At 37.8% G+C, this 24,874-nt stretch carries 25 protein-coding genes; 7 read left to right on the top strand and 18 right to left on the bottom strand.

Going from position 1 to position 24,874, the window contains the following annotated elements; all coding sequences use genetic code 11:
* Nucleotides 1–90: 90 nt before the first annotated feature.
* Both tkt and MKX57_RS05840 read right to left on the bottom strand, forming a co-directional pair.
* Nucleotides 91–2,085: a transketolase gene (tkt, locus tag MKX57_RS05845; protein ID WP_342550839.1), complete on the bottom strand. Its 1,995-nt coding sequence runs from the start codon at nt 2,083–2,085 to the stop codon at nt 91–93.
* Nucleotides 2,086–2,210: 125 nt separating this feature from the next.
* Nucleotides 2,211–2,444 carry a DUF896 domain-containing protein gene (locus MKX57_RS05840; RefSeq protein WP_008174688.1) on the bottom strand — a complete coding sequence of 78 codons (234 nt, stop codon included), beginning with the start codon at nt 2,442–2,444 and terminating at the stop codon, nt 2,211–2,213.
* 189 nt (nt 2,445–2,633) lie between these two features.
* Between MKX57_RS05840 and MKX57_RS05835 the strand changes: the two genes are divergently transcribed.
* Both MKX57_RS05835 and def read left to right on the top strand, forming a co-directional pair.
* The gene (locus MKX57_RS05835) at nt 2,634–3,161 is read left to right on the top strand and encodes a GNAT family protein (RefSeq protein WP_043989785.1); all 528 of its coding nucleotides are present in this window, start codon (nt 2,634–2,636) and stop codon (nt 3,159–3,161) included.
* Between the two features lie 124 nt (nt 3,162–3,285).
* Complete coding sequence (gene def, locus MKX57_RS05830) at nt 3,286–3,864, top strand: peptide deformylase (RefSeq protein WP_008174692.1); 579 nt, start codon at nt 3,286–3,288, stop codon at nt 3,862–3,864.
* 19 nt (nt 3,865–3,883) lie between these two features.
* Here the strand turns inward: def and MKX57_RS05825 are convergent, their stop codons facing one another.
* Together MKX57_RS05825 and MKX57_RS05820 are read right to left on the bottom strand one after the other, a co-directional pair.
* On the bottom strand, nt 3,884–4,549 hold the full coding sequence (locus tag MKX57_RS05825) for a recombinase family protein (RefSeq protein WP_089985401.1): 666 nt from the start codon (nt 4,547–4,549) through the stop codon (nt 3,884–3,886).
* Nucleotides 4,546–4,863 (bottom strand): LysM peptidoglycan-binding domain-containing protein, encoded by a 318-nt coding sequence (locus MKX57_RS05820; RefSeq protein WP_225316244.1) that lies wholly within the window; start codon nt 4,861–4,863, stop codon nt 4,546–4,548. The genes MKX57_RS05825 and MKX57_RS05820 overlap by 4 nt, the downstream gene beginning before the upstream one ends.
* A 163-nt stretch (nt 4,864–5,026) precedes the next feature.
* Here MKX57_RS05820 and lexA point away from each other — a divergent pair, with 163 nt between their 5' ends.
* Nucleotides 5,027–5,644 carry a transcriptional repressor LexA gene (gene lexA, locus MKX57_RS05815; RefSeq protein WP_008174697.1) on the top strand — a complete coding sequence of 206 codons (618 nt, stop codon included), beginning with the start codon at nt 5,027–5,029 and terminating at the stop codon, nt 5,642–5,644.
* A gap of 105 nt (nt 5,645–5,749) precedes the next feature.
* On the opposite strand, the gene MKX57_RS05810 is transcribed toward lexA, so the two are convergent.
* The 4 genes from MKX57_RS05810 to MKX57_RS05795 all read right to left on the bottom strand — a co-directional run bounded on the left by MKX57_RS05810 (nt 5,750) and on the right by MKX57_RS05795 (nt 9,953).
* Entirely contained in the window at nt 5,750–6,472 is a 723-nt protein-coding gene (locus MKX57_RS05810; RefSeq protein ID WP_043989788.1) for a gamma-glutamyl-gamma-aminobutyrate hydrolase family protein, read from the bottom strand.
* A gap of 34 nt (nt 6,473–6,506) precedes the next feature.
* Nucleotides 6,507–7,259, bottom strand: coding sequence for an A24 family peptidase (locus MKX57_RS05805; protein WP_090001060.1), 753 nt, complete (start codon nt 7,257–7,259; stop codon nt 6,507–6,509).
* Between the two features lie 260 nt (nt 7,260–7,519).
* On the bottom strand, nt 7,520–9,619 hold the full coding sequence (locus MKX57_RS05800) for a DUF2339 domain-containing protein (RefSeq protein ID WP_342550838.1): 2,100 nt from the start codon (nt 9,617–9,619) through the stop codon (nt 7,520–7,522).
* Between the two features lie 82 nt (nt 9,620–9,701).
* Entirely contained in the window at nt 9,702–9,953 is a 252-nt protein-coding gene (locus tag MKX57_RS05795; RefSeq protein WP_025114039.1) for a phage holin, read from the bottom strand.
* A gap of 238 nt (nt 9,954–10,191) precedes the next feature.
* Here MKX57_RS05795 and MKX57_RS05790 point away from each other — a divergent pair, with 238 nt between their 5' ends.
* Together MKX57_RS05790 and MKX57_RS05785 are read left to right on the top strand one after the other, a co-directional pair.
* Nucleotides 10,192–11,193 (top strand): acyltransferase family protein, encoded by a 1,002-nt coding sequence (locus tag MKX57_RS05790; protein WP_239355311.1) that lies wholly within the window; start codon nt 10,192–10,194, stop codon nt 11,191–11,193.
* A gap of 174 nt (nt 11,194–11,367) precedes the next feature.
* Entirely contained in the window at nt 11,368–12,099 is a 732-nt protein-coding gene (locus tag MKX57_RS05785; RefSeq protein WP_089985393.1) for a CPBP family intramembrane glutamic endopeptidase, read from the top strand.
* Nucleotides 12,100–12,114: 15 nt separating this feature from the next.
* On the opposite strand, the gene MKX57_RS05780 is transcribed toward MKX57_RS05785, so the two are convergent.
* The 6 genes from MKX57_RS05780 to MKX57_RS05755 form a co-directional block, all read right to left on the bottom strand.
* Nucleotides 12,115–13,470 carry a YjiH family protein gene (locus tag MKX57_RS05780; protein WP_008174711.1) on the bottom strand — a complete coding sequence of 452 codons (1,356 nt, stop codon included), beginning with the start codon at nt 13,468–13,470 and terminating at the stop codon, nt 12,115–12,117.
* 394 nt (nt 13,471–13,864) lie between these two features.
* Nucleotides 13,865–14,635, bottom strand: a complete 771-nt coding sequence (locus MKX57_RS05775) for an IucA/IucC family C-terminal-domain containing protein (RefSeq protein ID WP_107921494.1) — start codon at nt 14,633–14,635, stop codon at nt 13,865–13,867.
* Nucleotides 14,632–15,459: an ABC transporter ATP-binding protein gene (locus tag MKX57_RS05770; protein ID WP_342550837.1), complete on the bottom strand. Its 828-nt coding sequence runs from the start codon at nt 15,457–15,459 to the stop codon at nt 14,632–14,634. Before MKX57_RS05770 ends, MKX57_RS05775 begins: the two co-directional genes overlap by 4 nt.
* Nucleotides 15,460–15,509: 50 nt before the next feature.
* The gene (locus MKX57_RS05765; RefSeq protein ID WP_008174715.1) at nt 15,510–16,550 is read right to left on the bottom strand and encodes an iron ABC transporter permease; all 1,041 of its coding nucleotides are present in this window, start codon (nt 16,548–16,550) and stop codon (nt 15,510–15,512) included.
* Nucleotides 16,543–17,559: an iron ABC transporter permease gene (locus MKX57_RS05760; RefSeq protein WP_036124211.1), complete on the bottom strand. Its 1,017-nt coding sequence runs from the start codon at nt 17,557–17,559 to the stop codon at nt 16,543–16,545. Before MKX57_RS05760 ends, MKX57_RS05765 begins: the two co-directional genes overlap by 8 nt.
* 112 nt (nt 17,560–17,671) lie before the next feature.
* On the bottom strand, nt 17,672–18,679 hold the full coding sequence (locus MKX57_RS05755) for an iron-siderophore ABC transporter substrate-binding protein (protein ID WP_008174719.1): 1,008 nt from the start codon (nt 18,677–18,679) through the stop codon (nt 17,672–17,674).
* Between the two features lie 457 nt (nt 18,680–19,136).
* Between MKX57_RS05755 and MKX57_RS05750 the strand changes: the two genes are divergently transcribed.
* The gene (locus MKX57_RS05750) at nt 19,137–19,448 is read left to right on the top strand and encodes a CotD family spore coat protein (protein WP_025114030.1); all 312 of its coding nucleotides are present in this window, start codon (nt 19,137–19,139) and stop codon (nt 19,446–19,448) included.
* A 92-nt stretch (nt 19,449–19,540) separates the two neighbouring features.
* Here the strand turns inward: MKX57_RS05750 and glnA are convergent, their stop codons facing one another.
* The 3 genes from glnA to MKX57_RS05735 all read right to left on the bottom strand — a co-directional run bounded on the left by glnA (nt 19,541) and on the right by MKX57_RS05735 (nt 22,715).
* On the bottom strand, nt 19,541–20,875 hold the full coding sequence (glnA, locus tag MKX57_RS05745; RefSeq protein WP_008174724.1) for a type I glutamate--ammonia ligase: 1,335 nt from the start codon (nt 20,873–20,875) through the stop codon (nt 19,541–19,543).
* A gap of 54 nt (nt 20,876–20,929) precedes the next feature.
* Nucleotides 20,930–21,307, bottom strand: coding sequence for a MerR family transcriptional regulator (locus MKX57_RS05740; RefSeq protein ID WP_008174727.1), 378 nt, complete (start codon nt 21,305–21,307; stop codon nt 20,930–20,932).
* A gap of 157 nt (nt 21,308–21,464) precedes the next feature.
* Nucleotides 21,465–22,715 carry a methionine gamma-lyase family protein gene (locus MKX57_RS05735; RefSeq protein ID WP_089985390.1) on the bottom strand — a complete coding sequence of 417 codons (1,251 nt, stop codon included), beginning with the start codon at nt 22,713–22,715 and terminating at the stop codon, nt 21,465–21,467.
* Between the two features lie 339 nt (nt 22,716–23,054).
* Here MKX57_RS05735 and MKX57_RS05730 point away from each other — a divergent pair, with 339 nt between their 5' ends.
* Nucleotides 23,055–23,660, top strand: coding sequence for a trimeric intracellular cation channel family protein (locus MKX57_RS05730; protein ID WP_043989801.1), 606 nt, complete (start codon nt 23,055–23,057; stop codon nt 23,658–23,660).
* A 67-nt stretch (nt 23,661–23,727) separates the two neighbouring features.
* On the opposite strand, the gene cobT is transcribed toward MKX57_RS05730, so the two are convergent.
* Complete coding sequence (gene cobT, locus MKX57_RS05725) at nt 23,728–24,783, bottom strand: nicotinate-nucleotide--dimethylbenzimidazole phosphoribosyltransferase (RefSeq protein ID WP_342550836.1); 1,056 nt, start codon at nt 24,781–24,783, stop codon at nt 23,728–23,730.
* Between the last annotated feature and the right edge of the window lie 91 nt (nt 24,784–24,874).

Raw genomic sequence — 24,874 nt, 5'->3', positions numbered from 1 at the left:
TAGTGATACGACAGCCAATAGTAAAAAAAATACCGCAACACCCTGCGAATTCATACGTACGCTGAGTGTTGTGGTATTTTATTAAAAATCTTATAGTGCTTTTACTTTTGCAACTACATTCTCTACAGTGAATCCGTATTTTTCCATTACAATTTCCCCTGGAGCTGATGCGCCAAATTTATCGATTGCAAGCACATCACCTTCAAAGCCGGTATATTTATGCCAGCCGAATGATGCACCCATTTCAATCGCAAGACGTTTAGTGACAGCTTTTGGTAAAACAGATTCTTTGTAAGCAGCATCTTGTTTTTCAAAGCGGTCCATAGATGGCATTGAAACGACAGCTACATCCATGCCTTCAGCTTTTAATGCTTTTTGTGCCTCAACTGCAAGTGAAACCTCTGAGCCTGTTGCAATTAAAATCGCATCCGCCACTTCTTTAGTAGCAGGAGATACTGTGTAAGCACCCTTCGTCACACCTTCACGTACTGTTTCAATAGAAGCGTTAAGTACAGGTAAGTTTTGACGAGACAATACTAATACTGTTGGCGTATTTTCTGATGCAACGGCAAGCTCCCATGCAACAGCTGATTCATTGGCATCCGCAGGACGAACAACAGATAAATTAGGCATTGCACGTAATGATGCAAGGTGTTCGATTGGTTCATGTGTTGGACCATCTTCTCCTACAGCAATCGAGTCATGTGTAAATACATACGTTACAGGAAGACCCATTAATGCTGAAAGGCGAACTGCCGGACGAACATAATCTGAGAACACGAAGAATGTACCACCAAATACATTTAAACCACCGTGAAGTGCCATACCGTTTAAAGCAGCGCCCATTGCAAATTCACGAACACCAAACCAGATGTTGCGACCAGCATAATCGTCTGCAGAAAAATCGCCTGCACCCTTCATCGTTGTTTTATTAGAGCCTGCAAGGTCAGCAGAGCCACCAAAGAATGATGGTGTTTTCTTAGCGATAGCATTAATCGCATCACCAGAAGAAGAACGTGTTGCTACAGATTTACCAGCTTCATACACTGGTAATTCAGAAGCGAAGTCTGCTGGTAATTCACCATTCATAGCATGTTCAAATTGAACTGCTAACTCTGGGAATTCTTGTTTATAAGCAGTAAATTTCGCATTCCAAGCTTCTTCAGACTGTGCTCCTTGCACTTCAGCTGCAGCATTAAACGTATCATATACTTCAGCAGGAATTTGGAAAGGCTCGTGTGCCCACTCATAAGCAGCTTTTGTTAATACCACTTCATCTGTACCAAGTGGAGCACCATGAGAATCTGCTTTACCCGATTTATTTGGAGAACCGAAACCAATCACTGTTTTCACTTCAATCAATGTTGGTTTGCCAGTTGATTTTTTAGCTTCTTCAATAGTTGCATTAATCGCATCAACATCTGTGCCATCTGCAACTTTTAAATAATTCCAACCATAAGATTCAAAACGTTTTTGTACGTTTTCTGAGAATGACTTTTCTAAGTCACCATCTAAAGAAATATCATTAGAATCGTAAAGCACGATTAATTTTTCAAGTTTTAAGTGACCAGCTAATGAAATAGCCTCTGCTGCAACGCCTTCCATTAAGTCACCATCACCACATAATGCAAATGTATAGTGGTCAACGATGTCATGACCTGGTTTATTGTAAGTAGCTGCTAAATGACGCTCAGCCATTGCCATACCTACAGTCATGGCAATACCTTGTCCTAGAGGACCAGTTGTCGCTTCCACACCTACTGTATGACCATATTCAGGATGTCCTGGTGTTAATGAATCCCATTGGCGGAAGCTCTGAATTTCCTCCATTGGTAAACCATAGCCGCCTAGATGAAGTAGGCTGTATAGAAGCATGGAACCATGACCAGCTGATAATACAAAACGATCGCGATTATACCATTTTGGGTTCGCTGGATTATGGCGTAATTGTTTTGTCCAAAGCGTATAAGCCATTGGCGCTGCCCCCATTGGTAAACCTGGGTGACCAGAATTTGCTTTTTCAATAGCATCGATTGACAAAGTTCGGATAGCATTAATTGCTAATAAATCCGCATGTTGAGTCATTATATTGTGACATCCTTTCTCGTCCTATAATTGTTCTTCTACAGTTTAGTCAACATTGCTTTAGAAAACAATGCTTTTGTAATACTATTTGTATTTTCATACATACTTTATTGAATTGTGTCACATTAATTTAGAAATTTATTTTTTTTCGCTTGTCTTACCTTCTCAGGCGTGACATCATTTCCTTCTGCATCAACCACTTTTACGTTTTCAATCGTATCACGCATTGTTGCTCTAAATGTATCTAAGTATTCCTTACGAAGCGCTGTTCGCTCCTTTGCCTCTTCATCCGTTAGTTGACCGCTTTTCGCTTTAGCAGAAAGTTCATTTATACGGTTAATTTTTTCTTTTGATAACATCGTTACACACCTTTCAGTACCTACCTTATTGAACTCAGTATGCAAAGTATAGCACGGTTTCCCATTAAATGCAGTTATACCAACCCCTATTCAAGCTGTTGAAATAAAAAATACATGACTTCCAGATGTTTGAAGTGTATAAATATTATATGGAAGGAAAAATTTAACTATCTATTGGAGGATATACATGTGAACGTGACAACTAAGCGATTACTCATTCGAACATTTCAAGAGCAGGACTGGGAAGCTGTTTATAGCTATACTTCAGATGAAAAAGTGATGCACTATATGCCTGAAGGTGTTTTCAATGAAGAACAGGCAAAGAAATTTATTGCAGAAAATAGTAACGACAAAGCAAAACATTTTGCTATTGTTTCAAATAATTGCGAGCAAGTGATTGGTCATATCGTTTTCCATCCTTGTTTCGGCGATCATACTTATGAAATCGGTTGGGTACTAAATCCAGCTTATCAAAATCAAGGCTTTGCTTCTGAAGCTGCTCGAGCTGTATTAGACTATGGATTTAATGAAAAGAAACTTCATAGAATTATTGCAACGTGTCAGCCCGAAAATATCGCTTCCTATAAAGTTATGGAAAAGATCGGAATGAGGCGTGAAGGATATTTTAAAAAGTGTATACCATATGGGAATGGATGGTGGGACGAATACTATTACGCAGTTTTACGTGAAGATTGGAATATTTTATTAGAAGATTAGAAGAACGTTAAACACTTGTGAAAATGCGCGCCTATAAACGTTGTTGGGCACTGCATCTATGATCCGACCATACAATTTAGCTTGATGAACTTCTGAAGAAGTCCTATTGAGGAGGTATGTTTCGATGGCAAAATTTCATCCTGATTACATGATTACTATGAAAGATTTTGTAAAAGAACACTCAAACCTATTACGAAAACAAACGCAAGACGTTGCCATACCAGTTCCCTTAGAGGACCGACATATATTATTATCTATGCTTCAATATTTAAAAAACAGCCAAGACCCGATTTTAATAAAAAAGTATAAACTCCGTTCTGGTAGTGGCCTCTCTGCCAATCAAATTGGCGTAGATAAGAGAATGTTTGCTGTACTTTTTGAGAATCACGATCAAAAACATGAAATGATGTTCATTAACCCAAAAGTAATGAGCCATTCTTTCAATATGATCTATTTGCCTGAGGGTGAAGGGTGTCTGTCTGTTAATCGACCTGTTCACGGTTTTGTACCAAGATATGAACGAATTAAAGTAAAAGCCTATAATATTGATGGACAGGAATTTATTATGTCTTTAAAAGGCTATGAATCTATCGTTGTACAACATGAAATCGATCATTTAAACGGCATTATGTTTTATGATCGAATTAATAAAGATAACCCTTTTCAGCTACCCAAAAATGTTATTATTGAAAGCTTATATTAAAAAAAATTAGCGGGCTATATTATTTGCCTGCTAATCTTTCTTGATGCTCTTGGAATCGGCGATGTACGGTTGCCTTACTTACCTCAAAGCCTAGTCCTCTAAGCGTAATGGAAATTTCCTCAAAGGTAAAACCACGATTCCGTAGCTTCACAATTTCATCAACAGGGAGTTCTTTACGTTCCTGACCATGTGGATTGCCACGATTGGATAGGTTATTTTCAGGGCGATAGCCATTTTCAACAGCACGTCGCATACCTCTGCGGATTTTTGCATTATGTATTCTACGTTGATATTCCTCTACAATTGCTAAAATCTCTAGTAGCATCGTATCCATTTCGTTTAATTGGACTGGTCCTGCATCACGCATCGAATAAACATCTGTTGCTGATTTTTGTAATAAATGCAATACTGCCATTCTTGCATTTCCACGACCTAAACGAGTTTCATCTTGTACAAAAAGAGCTTTTATTTCCTTCTCTTTTATAAAATCAAGCATTTCAAGTAAGCCTTCGCGTTCAACATCATAACCGCTATGCTTATCTTTAAAAACACCCTTTACTTCATAGCCTTGTTCTTTAGCATAGTGCACTAATTCTTCTTGTTGGCGCTCTAATGAGGAGCTTTGCGTTTCTTTTTCAGTACTTACTCGGCAATAGATAACAGCCGTCATTTGATTATTTTTCATTGTTCGTTTCTCGCAATTTCAATAGTTTTGATGGGACTGGCTTGATCACTCAAAACTGGAATGACTAGAGATTTACCTGCCACGATTTTAATGTCTGCTAACTCATTTTCTGATTTGACAAGCTTAATCCAATCTTCTTTACTCATTTTACCACGGTATTGTTCTGCTAACGACCACAAGCTATCCCCATGTTCGATTTGAATTTCAGCGTAATTAACATCCCCCGGATCAGTGATGTAAAGGTAACTTGCGAAGAGTAAACAAGCACCTAATAATATAGTGATATGTGTATTTTTCTTTAGCCATGTCATCATTAAAACCTCATTTCTAGAATGTTTGTTCGGAATGTATGTTCTCATAATAAAGCGAACAAACGTTTTTGTCAAACGCTTTTCGAACCTATGTTTGCATACGTGTTCGCATTCTGTTATACTATCAAATAAGAAGATTGATATTAGAAAAAAGAGGTGAGCAATCATGAAAAAAGTATCGAAAAGACAAGAGGACATTTTAGCGTTCATTAAAGACGAGGTACGAGCTAAAGGGTATCCGCCATCAGTCCGTGAAATCGGGGAAGCTGTTGGACTTGCTTCAAGTTCAACTGTTCATGGTCATTTGGCTCGATTAGAACAAAAGGGTTTTATTCGTCGAGATCCAACTAAGCCACGTGCTATTGAAATTCTTGAGCCTGAGGAATCCATCCAAAAGCAACATGTCATCCATGTACCACTTGTAGGGAAGGTTACAGCAGGTTCTCCTATTACAGCTATCGAAAATATTGAAGAGTATTTCCCACTGCCAGATACATATGGCACGAGTGAGGATCAGTTATTCATGTTAGAAATTATGGGTGAATCGATGATTGAAGCAGGAATTTTAGATGGTGACTTAGTGATCGTAAAGCAAAAGTCAACGGCCATTAACGGAGACATTGTTGTAGCCATGACAGCTGAGGATGAAGCTACTGTAAAACGCTTCTTTAAGGAAAAAAACCATTTCCGTTTACAGCCTGAAAATTCATCAATGGAACCGATTATCGTCGATCAAGTATCAATTTTGGGACAAGTTGTTGGTCTTTACCGCCGTGTACATTAATTAAATGAGGGTTTGAGGATTGTGTTCCTTCACTGAGCATATATCCTCTTTTTTACGCAAAAAAAAGAATCCATTAACTATTGGATTCTTTTTACAATGATCTCTCTATGCTTCTTTTTTAAATTTCAAGCTCGCTTCAACAAATGCTGCAAATAACTTTTGTGCATGCTGATCTCCCGCTACAGCTAATTCCTCTGGGTGCCATTGGACAGCCAAACAGAATGGTAATTCTTCATGCACCACTGCTTCAATAATGCCATCACTTGATTTCGCTGCAACTTTTAAATTCTCCGCTAGTACATTCACTGACTGATGATGAAAAGAATTGACGGCAATTTTCTCTTGTTCCAGAATAGTCGCTAATAAATTCTCCGCAATAATTTGTACATAATGCGTTGCTACTGACCTACCAGCTTGTTGCATATGTTTGATTAGCTTCGTACTATAATGGTCACTATCAATGTCCTGATATAACGTCCCACCTAATGCAACATTTAATATTTGGATACCCCGACAAATGCCAAAAATAGGCATTTTCCGTACAAATGCAGCCTCAATTAATGCTAATTCCACGGCATCTCTAGCTGGATGAATTTTACCTAGCTTTGGTGAAGGCTCCGCTCCAAATAGAAAAGGATGTACATCATAGCCTCCCGATAGCATTAAGCCATCCGTAAGGGCTAAAATTTGAGCAGCATCTTCCTCCACACCTAACGGAATAATAAGGGGGATACCACCCGCCTTAATAATACTTTTGCTGTAAGCAGCATTTAAATGAGCTGATAAATCATCTTCTACAAAAGCTGTAATTCCAATAATCGGCTTCACTTGATTCCCCTCCACAACATTGAAGATTAAACACTTACCAATAACCTAAATACCAATTGATGAACGAATCTCCGTAGAAATAAACAATAGTAGCGGCTAATGCAATAGATGGACCAAAGGGAATATGTGTTTGTCTTCCTTGTTTATGCTTTAATAAGACAACTATTCCGATTATCATACCTATGATAGCGGCAATAAATAAAGTCAACAACGTATGAATAGTACCGAGAACGAGACCAATTAAAAAGAAGAATTTAATATCGCCCCCTCCCATTCCACCTTTCGATAAGACCGCAATACTGTATAATATGCCAAAACCAACGAGTGCACCCACTAGGCTGTCCCACCAAGGTGTTAAGGGTGACAGTACACGTCCTATGACCAAAAAAGGCAAAAAGAATAAAAGAATCTTATCTGGAATTAACAGATAGATAAAATCTGAAACAACTATAATGACTAACAATGAGATGAACGATAAAGCTACTATAAATTCTAAACTCCAGTTTAGCTCCAAATAAGCAAAGGCGAATAAACCCCCAGTTAACAATTCTATCACTGGATATAGCCAAGAAATTTTAAAGCCACAGCCTCTACATGTTCCTCTTAAAAACAGATAAGACAATACTGGCACTAAATCAAGAGCCGTCAATTGTCTCTGACAGCTCGTACAATGGGAGGAAGGATATACAAGAGACTCCTTCCGCGGCACACGTAAGCCAACTACATTATAAAAAGAGCCAAAGACTAGACCAACTAAAAAAATGATAATTGTATAAGCCATTTCCAAATTTATGTCCTCCTAAACCAATAGGCGCCCATACAATAAGTATGATGCGCCTATTCATATAATTATTGTAGTCTTGCTCAGCAATCCACGTATCGAATGTTATTCAAAACAATGGACATTGAAAATGAGTGATGTATTTGAAGAATATTTCATAAAAGGTTTGAAGTCATACGGTACGAAGAAAGAGGGAGTAGAGTAAGAGTAGTATCAGTTTAGCACAATATAAAAGAGATTCCAAAAATCATTGGAATCTCTTCAATTTATTTCCTCAGCAACCTACCTGACAACAGCATGCCAATGCCACCAATTGTTATAAATAGAACAGCTCTAATTAATAAATCAAGGGCTGATAAGTCAAAGAAAATAAGCTTGATAAACGCAATGACTAAAATAACAAAACCTGTAGTACGAAGCGTTTTTAAATGTTGTGTGGAACTAAGCCATAGCGAAATGCTCGCTGTGAGGAATAATGTAATCGTTGTAAGAGCTATACTTAGCTTCCAATCAAGTAGATGACTATACGTAAATTGATGAACAAGCCCCCATATTGAGATCATTGTGAGTACGACACCTGAGCTAACAATAGTGTCTACATATTTCCCCATTCGCTCTTCATACAGCCGATAAATACGGCCCTTTACTAGAACGTCTACAATAATCGCCATAATTACTGCTATATAAACTAATCTGGTCATCATATTTAAGCTATCCATCATAGAAGGCTTTGTGCTGATCATCAAAGATAATACTATAAAGAATGCTCCAAGGACAGGTGTTAAAGCACGCCCTTTGAATTTCTCTGACACGAGCAGAGATCCTGCAAACAAAGCAGCTAGTGCAATACACATCAAATACTGAATACCATTTGTTGCCGCGAAATAGGCTGAATCTAGTTTGCTCATATATGCTAAGAAGTAGCCTGTGGCTATTACTGCTAAAATATCTATGGCATATAAATCCTTCATGACTTTCTCAAAAGGTGATAACGTTTCTTTTGGGCGTCTAGCATACAAGTAAATGACTACTAGATAAATAATTGGCATGAACAGACTTAAATGCTCAAAGCTAATAAATGGTGTCGGTTCATGGAAAATGAAGTTTAGCAATAATGTAATCACAAGGAAAAATGATGTGACTACCTTCATCATACTGGCACGTAATCGTAAGCTCATCATTACACCTGCAAAAGCGATCAATGGATATAGTAAATCATCCACTTTATCAGGGATATTCATAATAAGTAGCGTATTACATACGGCAATAAATGCGAGTGTTATAGCACTATCAAATACTTCCTGCCATTTTTGACGATGACTATAAAACGCTAATGCTATTAATAAACCAATGAAAATAAGTAGCACCGCTTCTCCATATTCGAGTGAACGTATGATCAGGTTCATCAGCAATAAACTAAATGACCCTAACGAAAATTGGAGACCAATATGAAGAGGTTTCCATTTAGATTGTGCATTATATAATCGACACCAGCTTACATAAAAGATTGCTAGTATAGCAAGTAAACCAAAAGCAAAGACAACTTGCTTGTCATGATTCATAAATGCTACAACACCTATTGCTAGCACTGAGAAAAAGGTTGAAATATAAAGAGCAAGCTTTTGCTTGTGCTGTTGGACAACCAATTGCAGCATGGCAAATAAAACGATAACAAATAGTAAAATAATGACGGCACTAAAGTCCATATATTCTAATAAATAAGGTAGTAATAACGAGGTAAAAGCAACAAAAACAGTTAATGCCTCATTTTTCTTTAAGTAACTTATGGCAATACCATAGCCAATATAAAGAACCGTAATACCAAGTGCTGGTGTAAGATGGATGATTTCATACAAAATGGCACTAGCTGCAGTCGTTAATATCCCAACAATGAATGCTCCACCATATAATGAGACCGTAATAGCAGGTGAGCCTACTTTTCTACGTTCCAGAATATAAGCGATAATCGCCAATCCTACCGATAATGAATAGGCAAGGATGATTTTCACGCCATTCGATAAATAACCATAGTCACTAACAAGTTTGAGACCCCAAAGTACCCCCATAACTAAAATAACCATGAATACTTTTGGAAGTGCCCACATAACACGTTCCTCCATCGATGGCTGTGGTTGCACCTCTTTTTGTGCTGTTTTGACTGGGGTAGACTTCGGCTCCACTGTCGGTTTCGGTGTTGGTGTTGGTGTTGGTTGTATTGGAACCGATTGCTCGATCATGGACTGTCTTGCATCAAGAGTATTTATTTTTTCATTGCTTTGAATTCGCCTTAATTCACTTAACTCCTGGCGTAAATCTGCCATTTCCTCCTCAAGTTTAGCCACTCTTCGTTCCATTTCAAGGGACATTCAATCATCCTCCCCACTTTATCAATTTTCTAACATTATAACATATTTATCCTTATTGTAAAATTACACTTTTTTGAATAATTTATCGTGGTCTCCTATACATTAATGCCTTTTCACTATCACTTGTACCTTTTGTCGTTGGGTCCACTATGACACCCATTAATACAAGAATAGATAGAACTGTATTTAAAATAGATGCAATTTGCTCACTCATTGCAGCTGTCAAATCAAAGCCGAAAATCGCCCCTACTTGTTGTGCGAGTAAGAGTAACAATGAAAATAGCCCTAGTAAAAATGGTATATGTTGAAGACGAACCTTCCAGTTAATTCTCATAAAAGCTCACCTCCCCCCCTCTTGACCCAGTATATGCAGGGAGGTTATGTGACACATATGCAAAAATGGAGCTTTTGACAAGTTTACTAGATGTTTTTAATAATAATTTGCGAACTAAACTATTTTCGAGTGACGAGACAGACCAGTTGTAACCAGAATGCCAAATTCATATAGTTAGTTAGGTTGCATCCTGGAGGAGATGCTCGCCAATTTACTGAAATCGAGGGTGATTGAGATAGTGTACGAGTGGAACGCATTGAGAGCTATTGCTTGTTTAAGTATTGTGCTATTGCACGCAACGACAAATATTGAAATTATTAATGGCTTTATTGATCAACCATTCTATCAATTTTTTAGACTATTACTATGTGCCGCTACACCCATTTTCATTTTATTATCTATACTAATATTAGCTAATCGCTATCAACATCAGCTACCTTCCCATTTTTTATGGCATCGATTTCAGTTTATTGTCATGCCGTTTGTAGCTGCTGGTATTTTATATGCGGCTAATGCAGCCTTTCATTATCACGAAAATTTTTGGAATGCCTTGTATCGTCACATTATTTTAGGGGATTTTTCTGGCTGGTTTGTCATGACCATTTTTCAGCTCTATATTCTCTTTTTTATTGTGAAAAAATATCAGCTATCCAGTATATGGTTTGCTCCTATTATGTTCTTACTGGGGATTTTTTATATGACACTAGCAAAATTAAATCTAGATACCTTCGTAGAAAATGATCATTTTATGCGACTGCTCTTCATAGGCTGGCTTCCTTATTTTGTATTTGCCTATTTCATTGGTCGTCATTATGAAAAATTCACGTATTATATCGTTAAATATAAGTTCTTTACCGTTTTATCGGTCATACTTGCAACAGTCATGATCTATATAAATTATTATTTAGGCGACCAGCAAATTACATCACGAAGAATCGATATGATGCTATTCGTGTTAGCGATGACGATTTTTATTTTAGCGTTTGCTCAAATTTTGCCTAAGCTCCCCTTCATCCATATCATCAGTCGTTATTCCTTTGGTATCTTTTTAATTCACTGGCTTATTCAAGAATATCTAGCACCCTATAGTGCCTTACTCCCTACTACTTCTCTACAAGTTACTTCACTTTTTCTAGCTACTTTACTCGTCTGTATGCTGCTCATAAAAATTATTTCCTTTCTCCCCTTTAGTGCTTACTTGATCGGCAAATCTCACCAAAAAAAGCCAATCCGTGATTAAGGTAAAAATTTGATACAATGGATAATAGTTCATTAATTATGGCGAGTACATTTATTACGTGTTGAGAATTTTAACATCATTTTAGAATGTATTTCCCTATTCTTTTCGGAAGTACTTTCTTTTAAGTGTCTTCTTATTAATTACTGCTAGCATGATTAGGAGGAAATGAACAGAATGAAACAAAAAGTGATTGCCAAAATAATTGGCTTAGAGTTTCTTATCATACTTTTCTATGTTGGTAACGGAGCTTTTGTTTCTATTAAACAACCATCTGGCCCTTTGTTACAGTTTGTTATGTTAGTTCCGCTAGCATTGGGACTCTTCTTTTATATTGCTCTGAAAAAAAACTGGCAAATGTATTTCTTTCATCCCATTCAAAAGAATCATTTATTAATGATTTTACCGCTACTTTTCGTTTTAGGAATCATCTTTGTAAGTACAAAAGGATTAAATCTCACATCATTTAGCGATCTTATTTTTATGTTTTTAATGCAAGTGCTTATTGTGGCATTTATAGAAGAGACCGTATTTAGGGGCCTTATGCTGCGAATACTTCTTGCCAAAGGTGCATTTACAGCGGTATTCATTTCTAGTTTATTGTTTGGCATTACACATGCTTTACAATTACTTGGTGGGCAATCGCTTGAAGATACTATTATTCAAATCATCTATGCCCTTTTAGTGGGCCTTGTTCTTTCTTTACTTATTTTAGATGGGCAATCGATTATTATTACGATTCTTTTCCATGGATTCAATAATTTCTTTAACTTTATGGGAAATGTAGAGAGCCCTACGCTTAGTGGTTATCTTATTATTTTAGTGTTATTTGTCTATATGCTTGTTTTATGGAAGCGAGTAAAGAAATCCTATGCTATTAATTTCATGAAAAATGCCAAGTCCACCTAGGGCTTGGCATTTTGATTAGAATAAAAGGTGTCCCACTAATGCAGCAATTGGAAGTGAGATAAGTGTACGTAATATAAATATCACCACTAAATCGAAAAATTTCAATGGAATTTTCGTACCTAAAATAAGTCCACCCACCTCAGACATATAAATTAACTGTGTGACAGAAACAACTGCTATGACAAATCTAGTGGTATCAGATTCAATACCCGCACCTAAAATAGAAGGGAGGAACATATCTGCAAAGCCCACCACCATTGTTTGTGCAGCTTCTGCCGCTTCTGGTAAGCCAAGTACCGTTAAAATAGGCTCGAAGGGTTTGCCTAAAATCACAAAGATACTTGTAAATTCAGCCAGCATCAGAGCAACCGTACCAAAAGCCATTACAATAGGCGCAACACCTATCCATAAATCAATGACATTTCTAGATCCATCTTTTATAAATTTGCGTGGATCACGATTGGCATGGGCAACAGCTAGTGCATTTTCTAAACCATGTGAGACTAAATTATAGCCCTCTGGTAATTCCTCACGTGAATAGTCTACAGGCGTACCATCTATATAGGTATCTTCCTTTTGTGCAAGTGGATAGATACGAGGCATAATAATCGCTAATACAATTCCACAAAAGACAACTGTTAAATAGTAAGGAATAAAATAGCGTGCCAAATGAACCGTATCCAATACTACGATACAAAATGTAATAGATACTACAGAGAAGCTTGTTGCAATAATGGCTGCTTCTTTTTTGGTGTAGTTCCCCATTTCATATTGTTTACTTGTCATTAACACACCAATCGTTCCATCACCGACCCATGATGTAAGGGCATCAATGGAAGATCGTCCTGGACTTTTAAATAGGGGGCGCATAATTCTCACCATCATTGTACCGAAAAATTCAAGAAGTCCGAAATTAGTCAAAAACGGCAGAAGGAATCCTGCAAACAAGAAGATGGTAAATAAAAATGTTACAAGTCCACCATTAGGGTCCATCAGTAATCCACCAGTATTTTCGTTATTGATGGCAAAAGGACCAAAGTTAAAGACAACCATCGAAGCAAAAACTAAGCCGATACAGCGGGTAATCGTCCAAAACCAATTAACATAAAACAATGTATCTAAAATACTTGGCTCTTTCACGTTTTTACGTGGTATGAATTTAGCCATAAGTGCGCCAATTGCTGAAATGGCAAACATAATAATTGTAAAATAACTAATGATAGGAGCAACAATAGTTGCTAAAACATTTGCTAAAATCGCAATCGGTACCTTCCAGCCTTCTTCTGTTAAGACAGGTGTCATAAATAAAAAAATACCAATTAAAGAAGGGATAATAAAATAAACATATGTAGAAACAGCATACTTTTTCATTTTTTGATTAAAACCTCATTTCTATTAAGCATGAAATTGCAATTTGATCTATTTCCCAATCTACTATTCTACGAGCTCGATATGTTGTGTCCATTCAAAATCTCCCATCATACCTTGTTAAAATACTATTACAAAAACAATTGAGTTTTGAGCTTTAAACAGAAAAACACTTACATCATTCATGTTTTTATAACATTACTTTGTTATAAAACTAGTTAAAAGCCACAAGTAAATTGGTTAAAACTTACAGCTAATTGAATTTTTATACAGACAAACTACTGACACTTCAATCTAGTATAACAATATTTCAACATAACAAACAGAAATTTTTTAGGAAAAAAAAGTGAATAAACACGACATTTATTCACTTTGAGGAATGATATACTTTATGAGGTTAAACGAGCCTTTTGATTTTAGGACAGGAGATACAATAGTCATTTGTTTCGTCAGATGTATGATAATAAAAACAACATGTTTTTCTTAAGCGTATAGGGTGCTTGGATTCCTTTATCTTCACTTTCGGTCCACAATATTTCGTCAAAGGATTCTTCTTCTCGCCAAAGAGAGCACCTGGTGCCTGATTTACAATGTAGTCATAGTCCTCTTGTAGGCGATTGATTTCTTGCTCATTGGCCCCTTCTCTTATTTTCGTTTCGTATAGCCAATTGACATAAATAGCGGTATTTTCCCATAAAATTGTTTTTGGAATTTTACTTATTTTCGTTAATGACTGCCACACTTTTGCTAGATTATCCGCAAAAATCCCTTTAAGCACCTCGTCACGCCATGCGTTACGATCTGTTGTAGGTTCTGACACTGTATGATCAATAAACCGAACGTTAGGCAGCCATGGTTTCGCATGACCTTCTGCTTCTACCCAAATATTTTCGATAGCAACTTGTAGCCCTTTATCATATCTCGACATGGCATAGAATGCTGAAGCCATCGTCAAAACACTATAGCGCTTTCCAAATAACGATGCCGTCACTAATAAAGAAGGCGATTGAAAAAAAGGAGCGATTGTTTGTAAATAGACTAGAGCCTGTTCAGCGTCCAATAGATTTTTGGCACTTATGGAGTAAGTAGCGTCTATTGCTGGCTCAAACGTCAATCGATAATCCCTTAATAATATTGGTATTTCTTCAGCTGACAGTTTGTTGCTCAAGTGGCCGCAACCTCCTCAAATGCTTCCATCTGAACTGTTCGTCCCTTACCATGCGGAACACATAACGGCGTTCCAAATAGAGGGTCTCTCATTATGGTACAGTCCATCCGAAAGACAGCTTGTACCATCTCAGGTGTCACCACTTCCTCTGGCTTACCTTGTGCGTACACCTGTTTATTTTGCACAGCTACAATATGATGAGCATAACGACAAGCTAAGTTTAAATCGTGCAATACCATAACAACTGTACGGCCTTCATTTTCATTTAAATCAAATAGTAAATCTAAAATTTCTACTTGATGAGCCATATCTAAATAAGTTGTAGGTTCATCAAGTAAAATAAGATCTGTTTTTTGAGCTAATGTCATAGCAATCCACACACGCTGGCGCTGCCCCCCGGATAATGCATCTACTGGGCGATCTGCAAATTCGGTCATCTGTGTCACCTCAAGAGCATTGTTCACAATATTTTCATCCTCTGTAGACCATTGCTTTAACCAGCTTTGATGAGGATAACGACCTTGTTTAATCAATTGTTGAACAGTTAATCCTTCTGGCGCAACAGGTCCCTGTGGGAGAATGGCTAAACGTTTTGCCACCTCTTTAGTTGAAATCGTATCTAGTGGATGATCTTCTAAAAAAATTTCACCCGACTTTGGTTTTTGCAGTCGGGCAAACGTTCTTAGGAGCGTAGATTTTCCACAACCATTGGCACCTACTAGTACCGTAATTTTCCCTTTTGGTATTTGAAGATTCAAATCTTCCAAAATAAGATTTTCACCATAGCTAACATCTAGATTTTGTACTTCTAAGACGTTTTTCAAAATCCCTTCACCTTCTTCTCTCACGCTTTTAACTCATTTATCATTAGGCATTATTGATTGCGCGTTCTAAATAGTAAATAAATAAAGAATGGTGCTCCAATAGCAGCCGTAAAGACGCCTGTTGGTAAATCCTTTGGTAAAAAGGCTGTTCGTGCAACAATGTCAGCTACAATGACAATAATGCCACCAATTATAGCAGTAACGGGTATTAATCCTGCAAAAGAACGCCCTACAAGCAGTCTACTCATATGAGGGGCTACTAATCCAACAAAGGCAATTCCACCTGCAAAAGCAACCGCAGAACCAGCTAGCATGACACTAATGAGTAAAAAAAGCAAACGGTACACTTGAACCTTTACGCCCAGCCCTGTCGCAATGTCATCTCCTAATTCCTTCACATTGACTGTTCTCGCTAATACAAATGTTAAAGGTAATAAAAGAGCCACCCACGGTAAAAGCAAATAGACATCTGTCATATTCGCCCCATACAAGCTTCCAGTCAGCCATAGATAGGCCTTCGTAGTAGCAGCTACCTCGCTGATGACCAGTAACATGGTTACAACTGCCTTTGCTAATGCGGAAATCCCAATTCCAATAAGCACCATGCGAATAGGTGTGACACCTTTTCTCCATGATAGCAAGTAAATGATAAAGGAGATAATGGCCGCACCTGAAATGGCCGCTAACGGTAAAAATTGAATACCGACTGATCCCATAAAGTACACGATAAAAATAATTGCACCCATAGACGCTCCACTCGTTACACCAATAATATCTGGAGCAGCTAACGGATTGCGTATGATTCCTTGTAAAATTAAACCAGCAACTCCTAGCGCAGCACCAACTAATAAGGCCATCAATATACGTGGGAGCCTTAATGTATGTAAGACAAAATCATACTCTCCGTTCCCGTAGCCTAATAACTCCTTCACTACTATGAAAGGATGAATAAAATCGCTACCTGCAGATAAGCCAATAATCGTAATGATGACTAATAATAAGCTTAATAATAGTATAATCCAACAAGTTCTTTTGGCGATTTGAAAAGATATGCGATCGGATTTCATTCGAATCGTCCTATAATTAGACATTTTTTGCTAACCCCTTTCGTGCAATATAAATAAAGAAAGGAGCACCAATTAATGCAGTCATTACACCAATTGGCATTTCTAATGGCATAATTACGTATCTTGCTGCTATATCTGCAAGCAGCAGCAAGATAGCTCCTAATACCGCACTGTACGGTATAATCCAACGATAATCCATACCAACAAGATGAATCGCAATATGAGGGACAATTAAACCAATAAAGCCAATTGAACCTGCTACAGCAACTGAGCTACCTGCAAGAATAATAATGATGATACCAAGTGTGAGTTTCGTCAGCATCGTTCGTTGTCCTAAGCCTTTTGCAATATCATCGCCTGATTGTAAAATATTTATTGAACGACCCATACCTATTGCCACGACTGTGCCCCCTAAAATAAATGGTAGGACAGGTATGAGCATGTCAATGCTTCGACCGGATACTGACCCCGCTAACCAAAAGAGTACACTTTGTAAACCTTGCTCATCAATCACTAAAAGCCCCTGCGTAAACGAGACAAATAGAGCTGTAATCGCTGCACCAGCTAACACTATTTTAATCGGTGTTAAACCATCTCTCCCTAATGATCCAAGGAAAAACACCATAGCTCCCGCTGCACCAGCACCTAAAAAGGCAATCCACATATAACTCATTAAGGAATTAACAGAAAAAAGAGTAATGGCACTGACAATAAAAAATATTGCCCCTGCATTAATACCTAAAATATCAGGAGCTGCTAAAGGGTTTCTAGTTAATGCCCGCATTAATGCTCCCGAGATAGCAAGGCTTGCGCCAACTACTGTAGCGATCACAGCTCTTGTAAATCTAGATGTTCGAATAATGACATGCTCCTTATTAGCAGCATCATAATGAAAAATGGCATCATAGATTGACGAGAAGGGAATGGATGTTTGACCAATAGTTATGCTGAACATAAACGTCAGCAAAAGGATCAAACAACTGATGAACAACCCTATTTGTTTCATCGAGGTAGTAGAAAGAAAAATTCTCATTTTGCGCCAACTTTCTTGATCCACATTTTAACTTATGAGAAAAGTTGCAGGTTTTTATAGGTTAAACACTACAAGGAGAGGGCTGTCATTTAAACAGCCCTAATCACTTTCTCTATTTATCTAATTCAAATTTGTCATAAATATCATCTAGCATTAAATTAGCACTAATAAATCCACCAGCTAGATTCCAATTGATTTCATCTACTTGATAAACTTGATTTGCCTTCACAGCATCAAGCTCTTTCCATAGTGGATGATTTGTCCATTCTTCATAATTCTTTTTCACTGCCTCATCATTTTCCATGAACATATAAATGACATCGGCATTCATTTGCGTAATACTCTCTTTATCCGTTAGCTTGACGATCTCCAATGAGTCATCTGTTAAATTTTTAGGACCTTGGAAGCCAAGCTCCGACAATATAGACCCTGCATACCCAGTTACATAAATACGTGCATGGTCTGCTCTGAAATTGACAACCGAAACATGGAATGGCCATTTATCGCCAAGCTTCTCTTTAATTTTTGTTTGGAAATCAGCAACTCGCGTATCCCATTCTCCAAATAACTCTTTAACCTTTTCTTCTTGATTCATTGCTTGACCCATCATTTCAGCTGTACCTTTGAAATCAAATACCGTTTCATGAGCAACAGTTGGTGCAATTTGTGATAGCTGATCATAAATTTCCTCATGACGAACTTTCGATGCAATGATTAGATCTGGTTTAAGCTTTGCAATTTCTTCAAGATTTGGTTGTGTTTCTTGTCCAACAACCGCAACACCATCTAAATCTTTCTTCAAATAATTATAAAAAGGTGCTTCAGCCCAAGATTCTACTGCTCCTACTGGCTTAATGCCCATTGCTACTGCTACATCAGTAGCCCCTTGGTATAGAGTAACGATTTTTGTAGGTGTTCCTTCAATTGTCGTAGTGCCCATAGCGTGGGTAATTTCACGGCTAGAAGACTCGTTATTACCTTCTTCAGCTTTATCCGTTTCTTGTGAACTACTACTAGAGTTTGTTGCTTTATCTCCACATCCAACCATCAAGAGAGATACTATTGATAATAAAGCAAAAAGAATAAAAATATTTTTATTGCGTAGTGATAATTTCGACATACATTTCCTCCTAAGTTATAATCAATAACGATAATCATTATCAATTAAAGAGTATACTGTATGACTGTTTTATTGACAATATCTATTTTTTCAAAAAATATACTTTTTTATTAATTTTTTATGCTCATTTAGCTTCCAGCTCGATTATCTATAGTTTAGAAGCATTAGGTTTGTTGTTTATTTGTAAAAATTTCGACACAATCATGCCAAGATGTAGGGAATTATTATTTCAACATTAGGTCGATTCAACATCATTATGACAGCGGTAAAATGTGAAAAAAGCTTTTGGTAGTTCATTCTTTCACCTAATTTGTAGGCAAATCAACATTAGATTTTCTACCATTTCAGCGACTTGTTAGATTTACCTATTCAATAATAGGCAAATAAATAGTCCCTATTGACGTCTATCTCATATCTTAATAATGAACGACAACTTATCAAAACAGGAGGTTATAACATGTTTCAACGAAGACGCCATCCGGCAAAAGGTCCACACTGCTGTCCGCCACAAACAATGCCAATGCAATTTGATCCACCACAATTTTTACCACCCGAGCAATATGTCCGTACAAATTATATCCATACAGTTGTTCCACATGTACAACCAGCACATGTCACAACAGTGAATAAACATATGATTGATCATCAATACTATTTCCCATGCACAGAATCAGTTGTTAATGAATGCTGTGAAACACATACAATGTGCGGTATGCCACCTAACCCTTGTCATATGCCGCATCATCCCCATAAACATATGGGCTATTAATAGATAGTGAGGGGCGAGTAATGCCCCTTTATTATTTCAAACAAAACAAAAACCGAGTAGCCTCTCTCAGAGGTACTCGGTTTTATGCGTTATTAATACATTTTTAAATATTGATCGCGTTCCCATTGATGTACAGTTGTACGATACATATCGAACTCGATTTCTTTTGCTTCTTTAAAGTTAGCGTAAATATGCTCACCTAAAGCAGCTTGTGCTACTTGATCTTTAGCCAATAATGTTAAAGCATCATCAAGTGCCGCTGGTAGGTTTTCAATGCCATTTGCTTGGCGCTCTTCTTCTGACATCACGTAGATGTTGCGGTTAATAGCTGCTGGTGGCGTCAAGTTTTGACGAATACCTTCTAGACCTGCCTCTAAAATAACAGCCATTGCTAAATATGGGTTTGCAGAAGGGTCCACTGAACGAACTTCTACACGAGTTGAAAGGCCACGTGCTGAAGGAATACGAATAAGTGGTGAACGGTTTTGTGCTGACCATGCTACATAACATGGTGCTTCATAACCTGGTACTAGACGTTTATAAGAGTTAACTGTTGGATTTGTAACCGCTGTGAAACCTTGTACGTGTGCAAGGACACCAGCCATAAATTGCATAGCTGTACTAGATAGTCCTAATTCTGTAGATTCATCATAAAATGCATTTTCTTTACCTTTAAATAGCGACACGTTGAAGTGCATACCAGAACCTGCTTCACCAAATAATGGCTTTGGCATAAATGTAGCGTGTAGACCGTGTTTACGAGCGATTGTTTTCACTACTAATTTAAATGTTTGGATATTGTCACAAGCTGTAACAGCGTCCGCATATTTAAAGTCGATTTCATGTTGTCCAGGAGCAACCTCATGGTGAGAAGCTTCGATTTCAAAGCCCATTTCTTCTAGCTCTAATACGATATCACGACGGCAGTTTTCACCTAGATCTGTTGGAGCTAAGTCGAAGTAACCACCATGGTCATTTACTTCTAATGTTGGTTCGCCTTTTGCATCTAATTTGAATAAGAAGAATTCAGGCTCTGGCCCTAAATTGAAGCTTGAGAAGCCCATATCTTCCATTTTTTTAAGAATACGTTTTAGGTTGTTACGTGGGTCACCAGCAAACGGTTCGCCTTTCGCAGTATATACATCACAGATAAGACGTGCTACTTTCCCTTTTTCGGAAGTCCAAGGGAATACTACGAAAGTATCAAGATCAGGATATAAATACATATCTGATTCTTCGATTCGAACGAAGCCTTCAATAGATGAGCCATCAAACATCATTTTATTTTCCATTGCTTTGTCTAATTGACTTACAGGAATCTCAACGTTTTTGATTGTGCCAAGAATATCTGTAAATTGTAAACGAATAAAGCTTACGTTCTTTTCTTCGATGAGACGTTTAATGTCCTCTTTTGTGTATTTACCCACAGTTTTCCACACTCCTATAATTTGTCTAGCTTTTATGTTTACCCTACCCTATTTTTAATAGAATCGAGATAAATCCCCTCGTCGGATGGATGATTTTTGCATGCGCTGTGCTTGTCGCATTTCTTCGCGCATAATTTGACGTAATTCAGAATCACTTAAATCTTGTTCTTCAATTGTAGCAACAGGATCTTTCCTTTTAGCAAATATTTTTTTAATCTTCGCCATATTCATACCCTGTTCTAAGTAGTCTTTAATTTCAAGCAATGTGTCGACGTCATTTAATGAAAACATTCGACGGTTGCCTTCTGTTCGGTGCGGCTCAATTAAATGGTGTTCTTCATAATAACGAATTTGTCGTGCCGAGAGCTCAGTTAATTGCATTACAATACTCATTGATAATAACGGCATAGTTCGTCTAATTTCACGACTCATTTAAGTCCTCCTCCAATACCCGCTTATCATATAACGAAATTTTTTCACTGTCAACCAACCATGTTAGGTTTCCTAACATGGTTGGCACTATTTTTTTCAATCCGAGAGAAAATTGTAAAAAACTATTCAAATTTACGGTTTGTCCATTTCCTCCTCTCTATTTTTGAATAGCTTGTACCGCACTACAAATGGCAAATTTTACATGCTCATATGTTAGTCCACCCTGTATAAAGGCTGTAAAAGGCGGACGTATTGGACCATCTGCTGTAAGCTCTATGCTAGAGCCTTGAATAAATGTTCCCGCTGCCATAATGACATCATCTTCATAGCCTGGCATATAGGCTGGTTCTGGTGCGTAATGAGCATTAATTGGCGAGTTGGCTTGTATTTCCCTACAAAAGGCGATCATTTGCTGTGCGGTTTGGAAAGAAACCGATTGTATTAAATCTGTCCGATGTGCCTGGTAACTTGGAGATGTATTCATCCCGATTTCCTCCAGCATAGCAGCCGTAAAAATGGCACCCTTTAACGCTTGTGATACAACATGTGGAGCTAGGAAAAATCCTTGATAAAAATCACCTAATGTATTTAATGTCGCTCCTGCTTCTGCCCCAATCCCTGGTGATGTCATCCGGTACGCACATTTCTCCACTAAATCTGCTCTGCCTGCAATATAGCCTCCAATTTTCGCTAATCCTCCACCAGGATTTTTAATGAGGGAGCCTGCCATTAAATCAGCACCAATCTCTGTAGGCTCTTGCTTTTCTACAAATTCACCATAGCAATTATCAACAAAAATAATGGCCTCCGGTGCTAACTTACGAATGTTTGCACACATATCAGCAATTTCTGCAATAGAAAAGGATGGACGTGTTGCATAGCCTTTTGATCGTTGAATGGCAATCATTTTCGTCTTTGCTGTTATGGCCCCTTTCACACCGGCCCAATCGATGGTTTGATTATCCAGTAAATCAACATGTGAATAACCGATTTGATAATCTTTCAGGGAACCTGTATCTTTGTCACCACCATCGACAATGGATTGTAACGTATCATATGGCTGACCAGAAATATACAGCAGCTCATCACCAGGACGTAGCACACCGAATAGACTAAGCGTAATTGCATGTGTCCCTGAAATAATCTGCGGTCGAACAATGGCAGCCTCAGCTCCAAACACCTCGGCATAGACACGCTCTAAATTATCGCGTCCCTCATCGTCATAGCCATAGCCATTGGATGGGTGTAAATGATAATCACTAACTTGATGTTTTCGAAATGCCGCTAGCACTTTTTGCTGGTTATAAAACGCCATCTCTTCCACCTTAGCATGAAAAGGTCTCACTCTCTCTTCTATTGTTGCCGCTAAAGATAGCGTCGATGCTGATAAATTAGATGTAAACGTCATTCTTTTTCTTCTCCATTTCACAATTGTCATGCATATCATTCCGTAAACTTGAATCTAAATGGACCTCGATTATGCTAGAATTCCCTAATCGTCTACTTGTAATGAACGCTTATAACAGATGTTTTTCTTTATTTCATTAACATCTTATCAATTTGTATAGGTACCTGTAAAACTTGCCTATTGTTTCTCAGCGAAATTTACGCTAAGCTAATGTGCGGACTTATTTCAAGAAGAGTATTTAATGATGGATTTTGGCTATTAAATTCATAGATTTTGTTACTTACAGGATCTTTCTGCTTTAGGAATGAGATTCATTTATTTATAGAAGGGGTGAAAGGGATGGCTTGGGAAGTTTTTAGTATTATTGGTACAATTGCCTTTGCTATTTCTGGGGCAATTATTGCAATGGAAGAGGAATACGATTTATTCGGTGTTTATATACTCGGTATCGTCACTGCTTTTGGTGGAGGGGCTATCCGAAATTTACTTATCGGGCTACCTGTCACAACATTATGGGGACAGGATATGATGTTTCAAATTGCACTTGCAGCAATTACCATATTTTTTATTTTCCCTCATCATTTGATTCAACACTGGCATCGTTGGGGCAATTTCACAGATGCAATTGGCTTATCAGCATTTGCTATTCAAGGCGCACTCTACGCTGTAAAGCTGGATATGCCGATTAGTGCTGTCATTGTAGCTGCGGTCTTAACAGGGTCAGGTGGTGGAATCGTGCGTGACTTATTAGCTAGACGAAAACCACTTGTTCTTCGTGACGAAGTCTATGGTGTTTGGGCTGCTCTCGCAGGGCTTGTTATTGGATTTGATATTTTTACAGGAGACATTTTCCTTTATATGTTATTTGCGGTAATTACAGCATTACGTATTCTTTCCTATATGATGAAATGGCGTTTACCTTTGCGAAGGTTGAATCGGGCATAGAGTCTATCATTGATTAAATAAGCGCAAATTGTTCCTTAACTATTTGCGCTTAATTGTTTTTCGGTAACTATTTAGCCAAAAGATTCATTGCTTCTTCCAGTGTCACCATATTTTTCATCATTGAGCAAGCAGCATCTAATAGAGGAAAGGCTAGTGTTGCACCGGAACCTTCTCCTAGCCGCATATTCATGTTTAGCATGGGTTCCACTCCTAGTAATTCAGCGGCAATTTTAGCCCCTGGCTCCTCCGATGCATGAGAAGGTATAATAAAGTCCTTTACTTTTGGTTCAATTTGATAAGCAATAAGCGCAGCAATAGTTGAAATAAATCCATCAATCACAACAGGTTTTCGGTAACTTGCGGCTGCAAGGATGATACCAGCCATAGCCCCAATCTCTAGCCCTCCAACTTTAGCTAGAACATCAATGATATCGTTAGGATTGGGCTTGTTGAGCGTAATTGCTTTTTCAATGACCTCTGCTTTATGAGCAATTCCTCCTTGACCAACACCTGCTCCAAACCCTGTTATTTCAATTGGGTCATAGCCAGTCAAAACAGCTAAAATCGCAGTACTCGGCGTTGTATTACCGATGCCCATCTCTCCTGTTCCAAGTAGATTGGCTCCTTTTATAATTTCATCTGTTGCCACACGAATCCCCACTTCAATAGATTGAATGGCCTCCTCTCTAGACATAGCAGGGCCTTGTGCCATATTATCTGTACCATATTTTACTTTATGAACGATTACGCCCGCATTGAGTGGAAGATCATCCTTTACTCCAACATCTACCGTTACAACCTTCGTATTCGTCACACTTGCAATCGCACAAACACCCGTACCTCCTTTTGGAAAATTTAATGTTTGAAATAAAGTAACATCTTGTGGGTTCGTCGTCACACCTTCCATACAAACTCCATGATCTGCTGCACAGACAATCATCACCTTTTGATCAATCACCGGATATAATTGTCCTGTAATCCCAGAAAGTTGCACAGCAATGGATTCTAATTTACCTAGGCTACCTGGCGGCTTACATAGAATATCTATTCGCTTCCTTGCTTGCTCCCTACTATTTTTATTAGCGCCTTGAATGTTTTGAATTGTGTCATGTAATAATTGCATTGTCATTTCTCCTCTCGTTCTTCATGAAGACAAAATAAAAAGCCTGTAGTTTATTGTCATGACAAATAAACTACAGACTTTTCCATCATCT

It is taken from the genome of Lysinibacillus sp. FSL M8-0216 (genome assembly GCF_038595555.1).
Lineage (GTDB): Bacteria > Bacillota > Bacilli > Bacillales_A > Planococcaceae > Lysinibacillus > Lysinibacillus fusiformis.
This window is presented reverse-complemented; position numbering and strand designations above follow the sequence as displayed.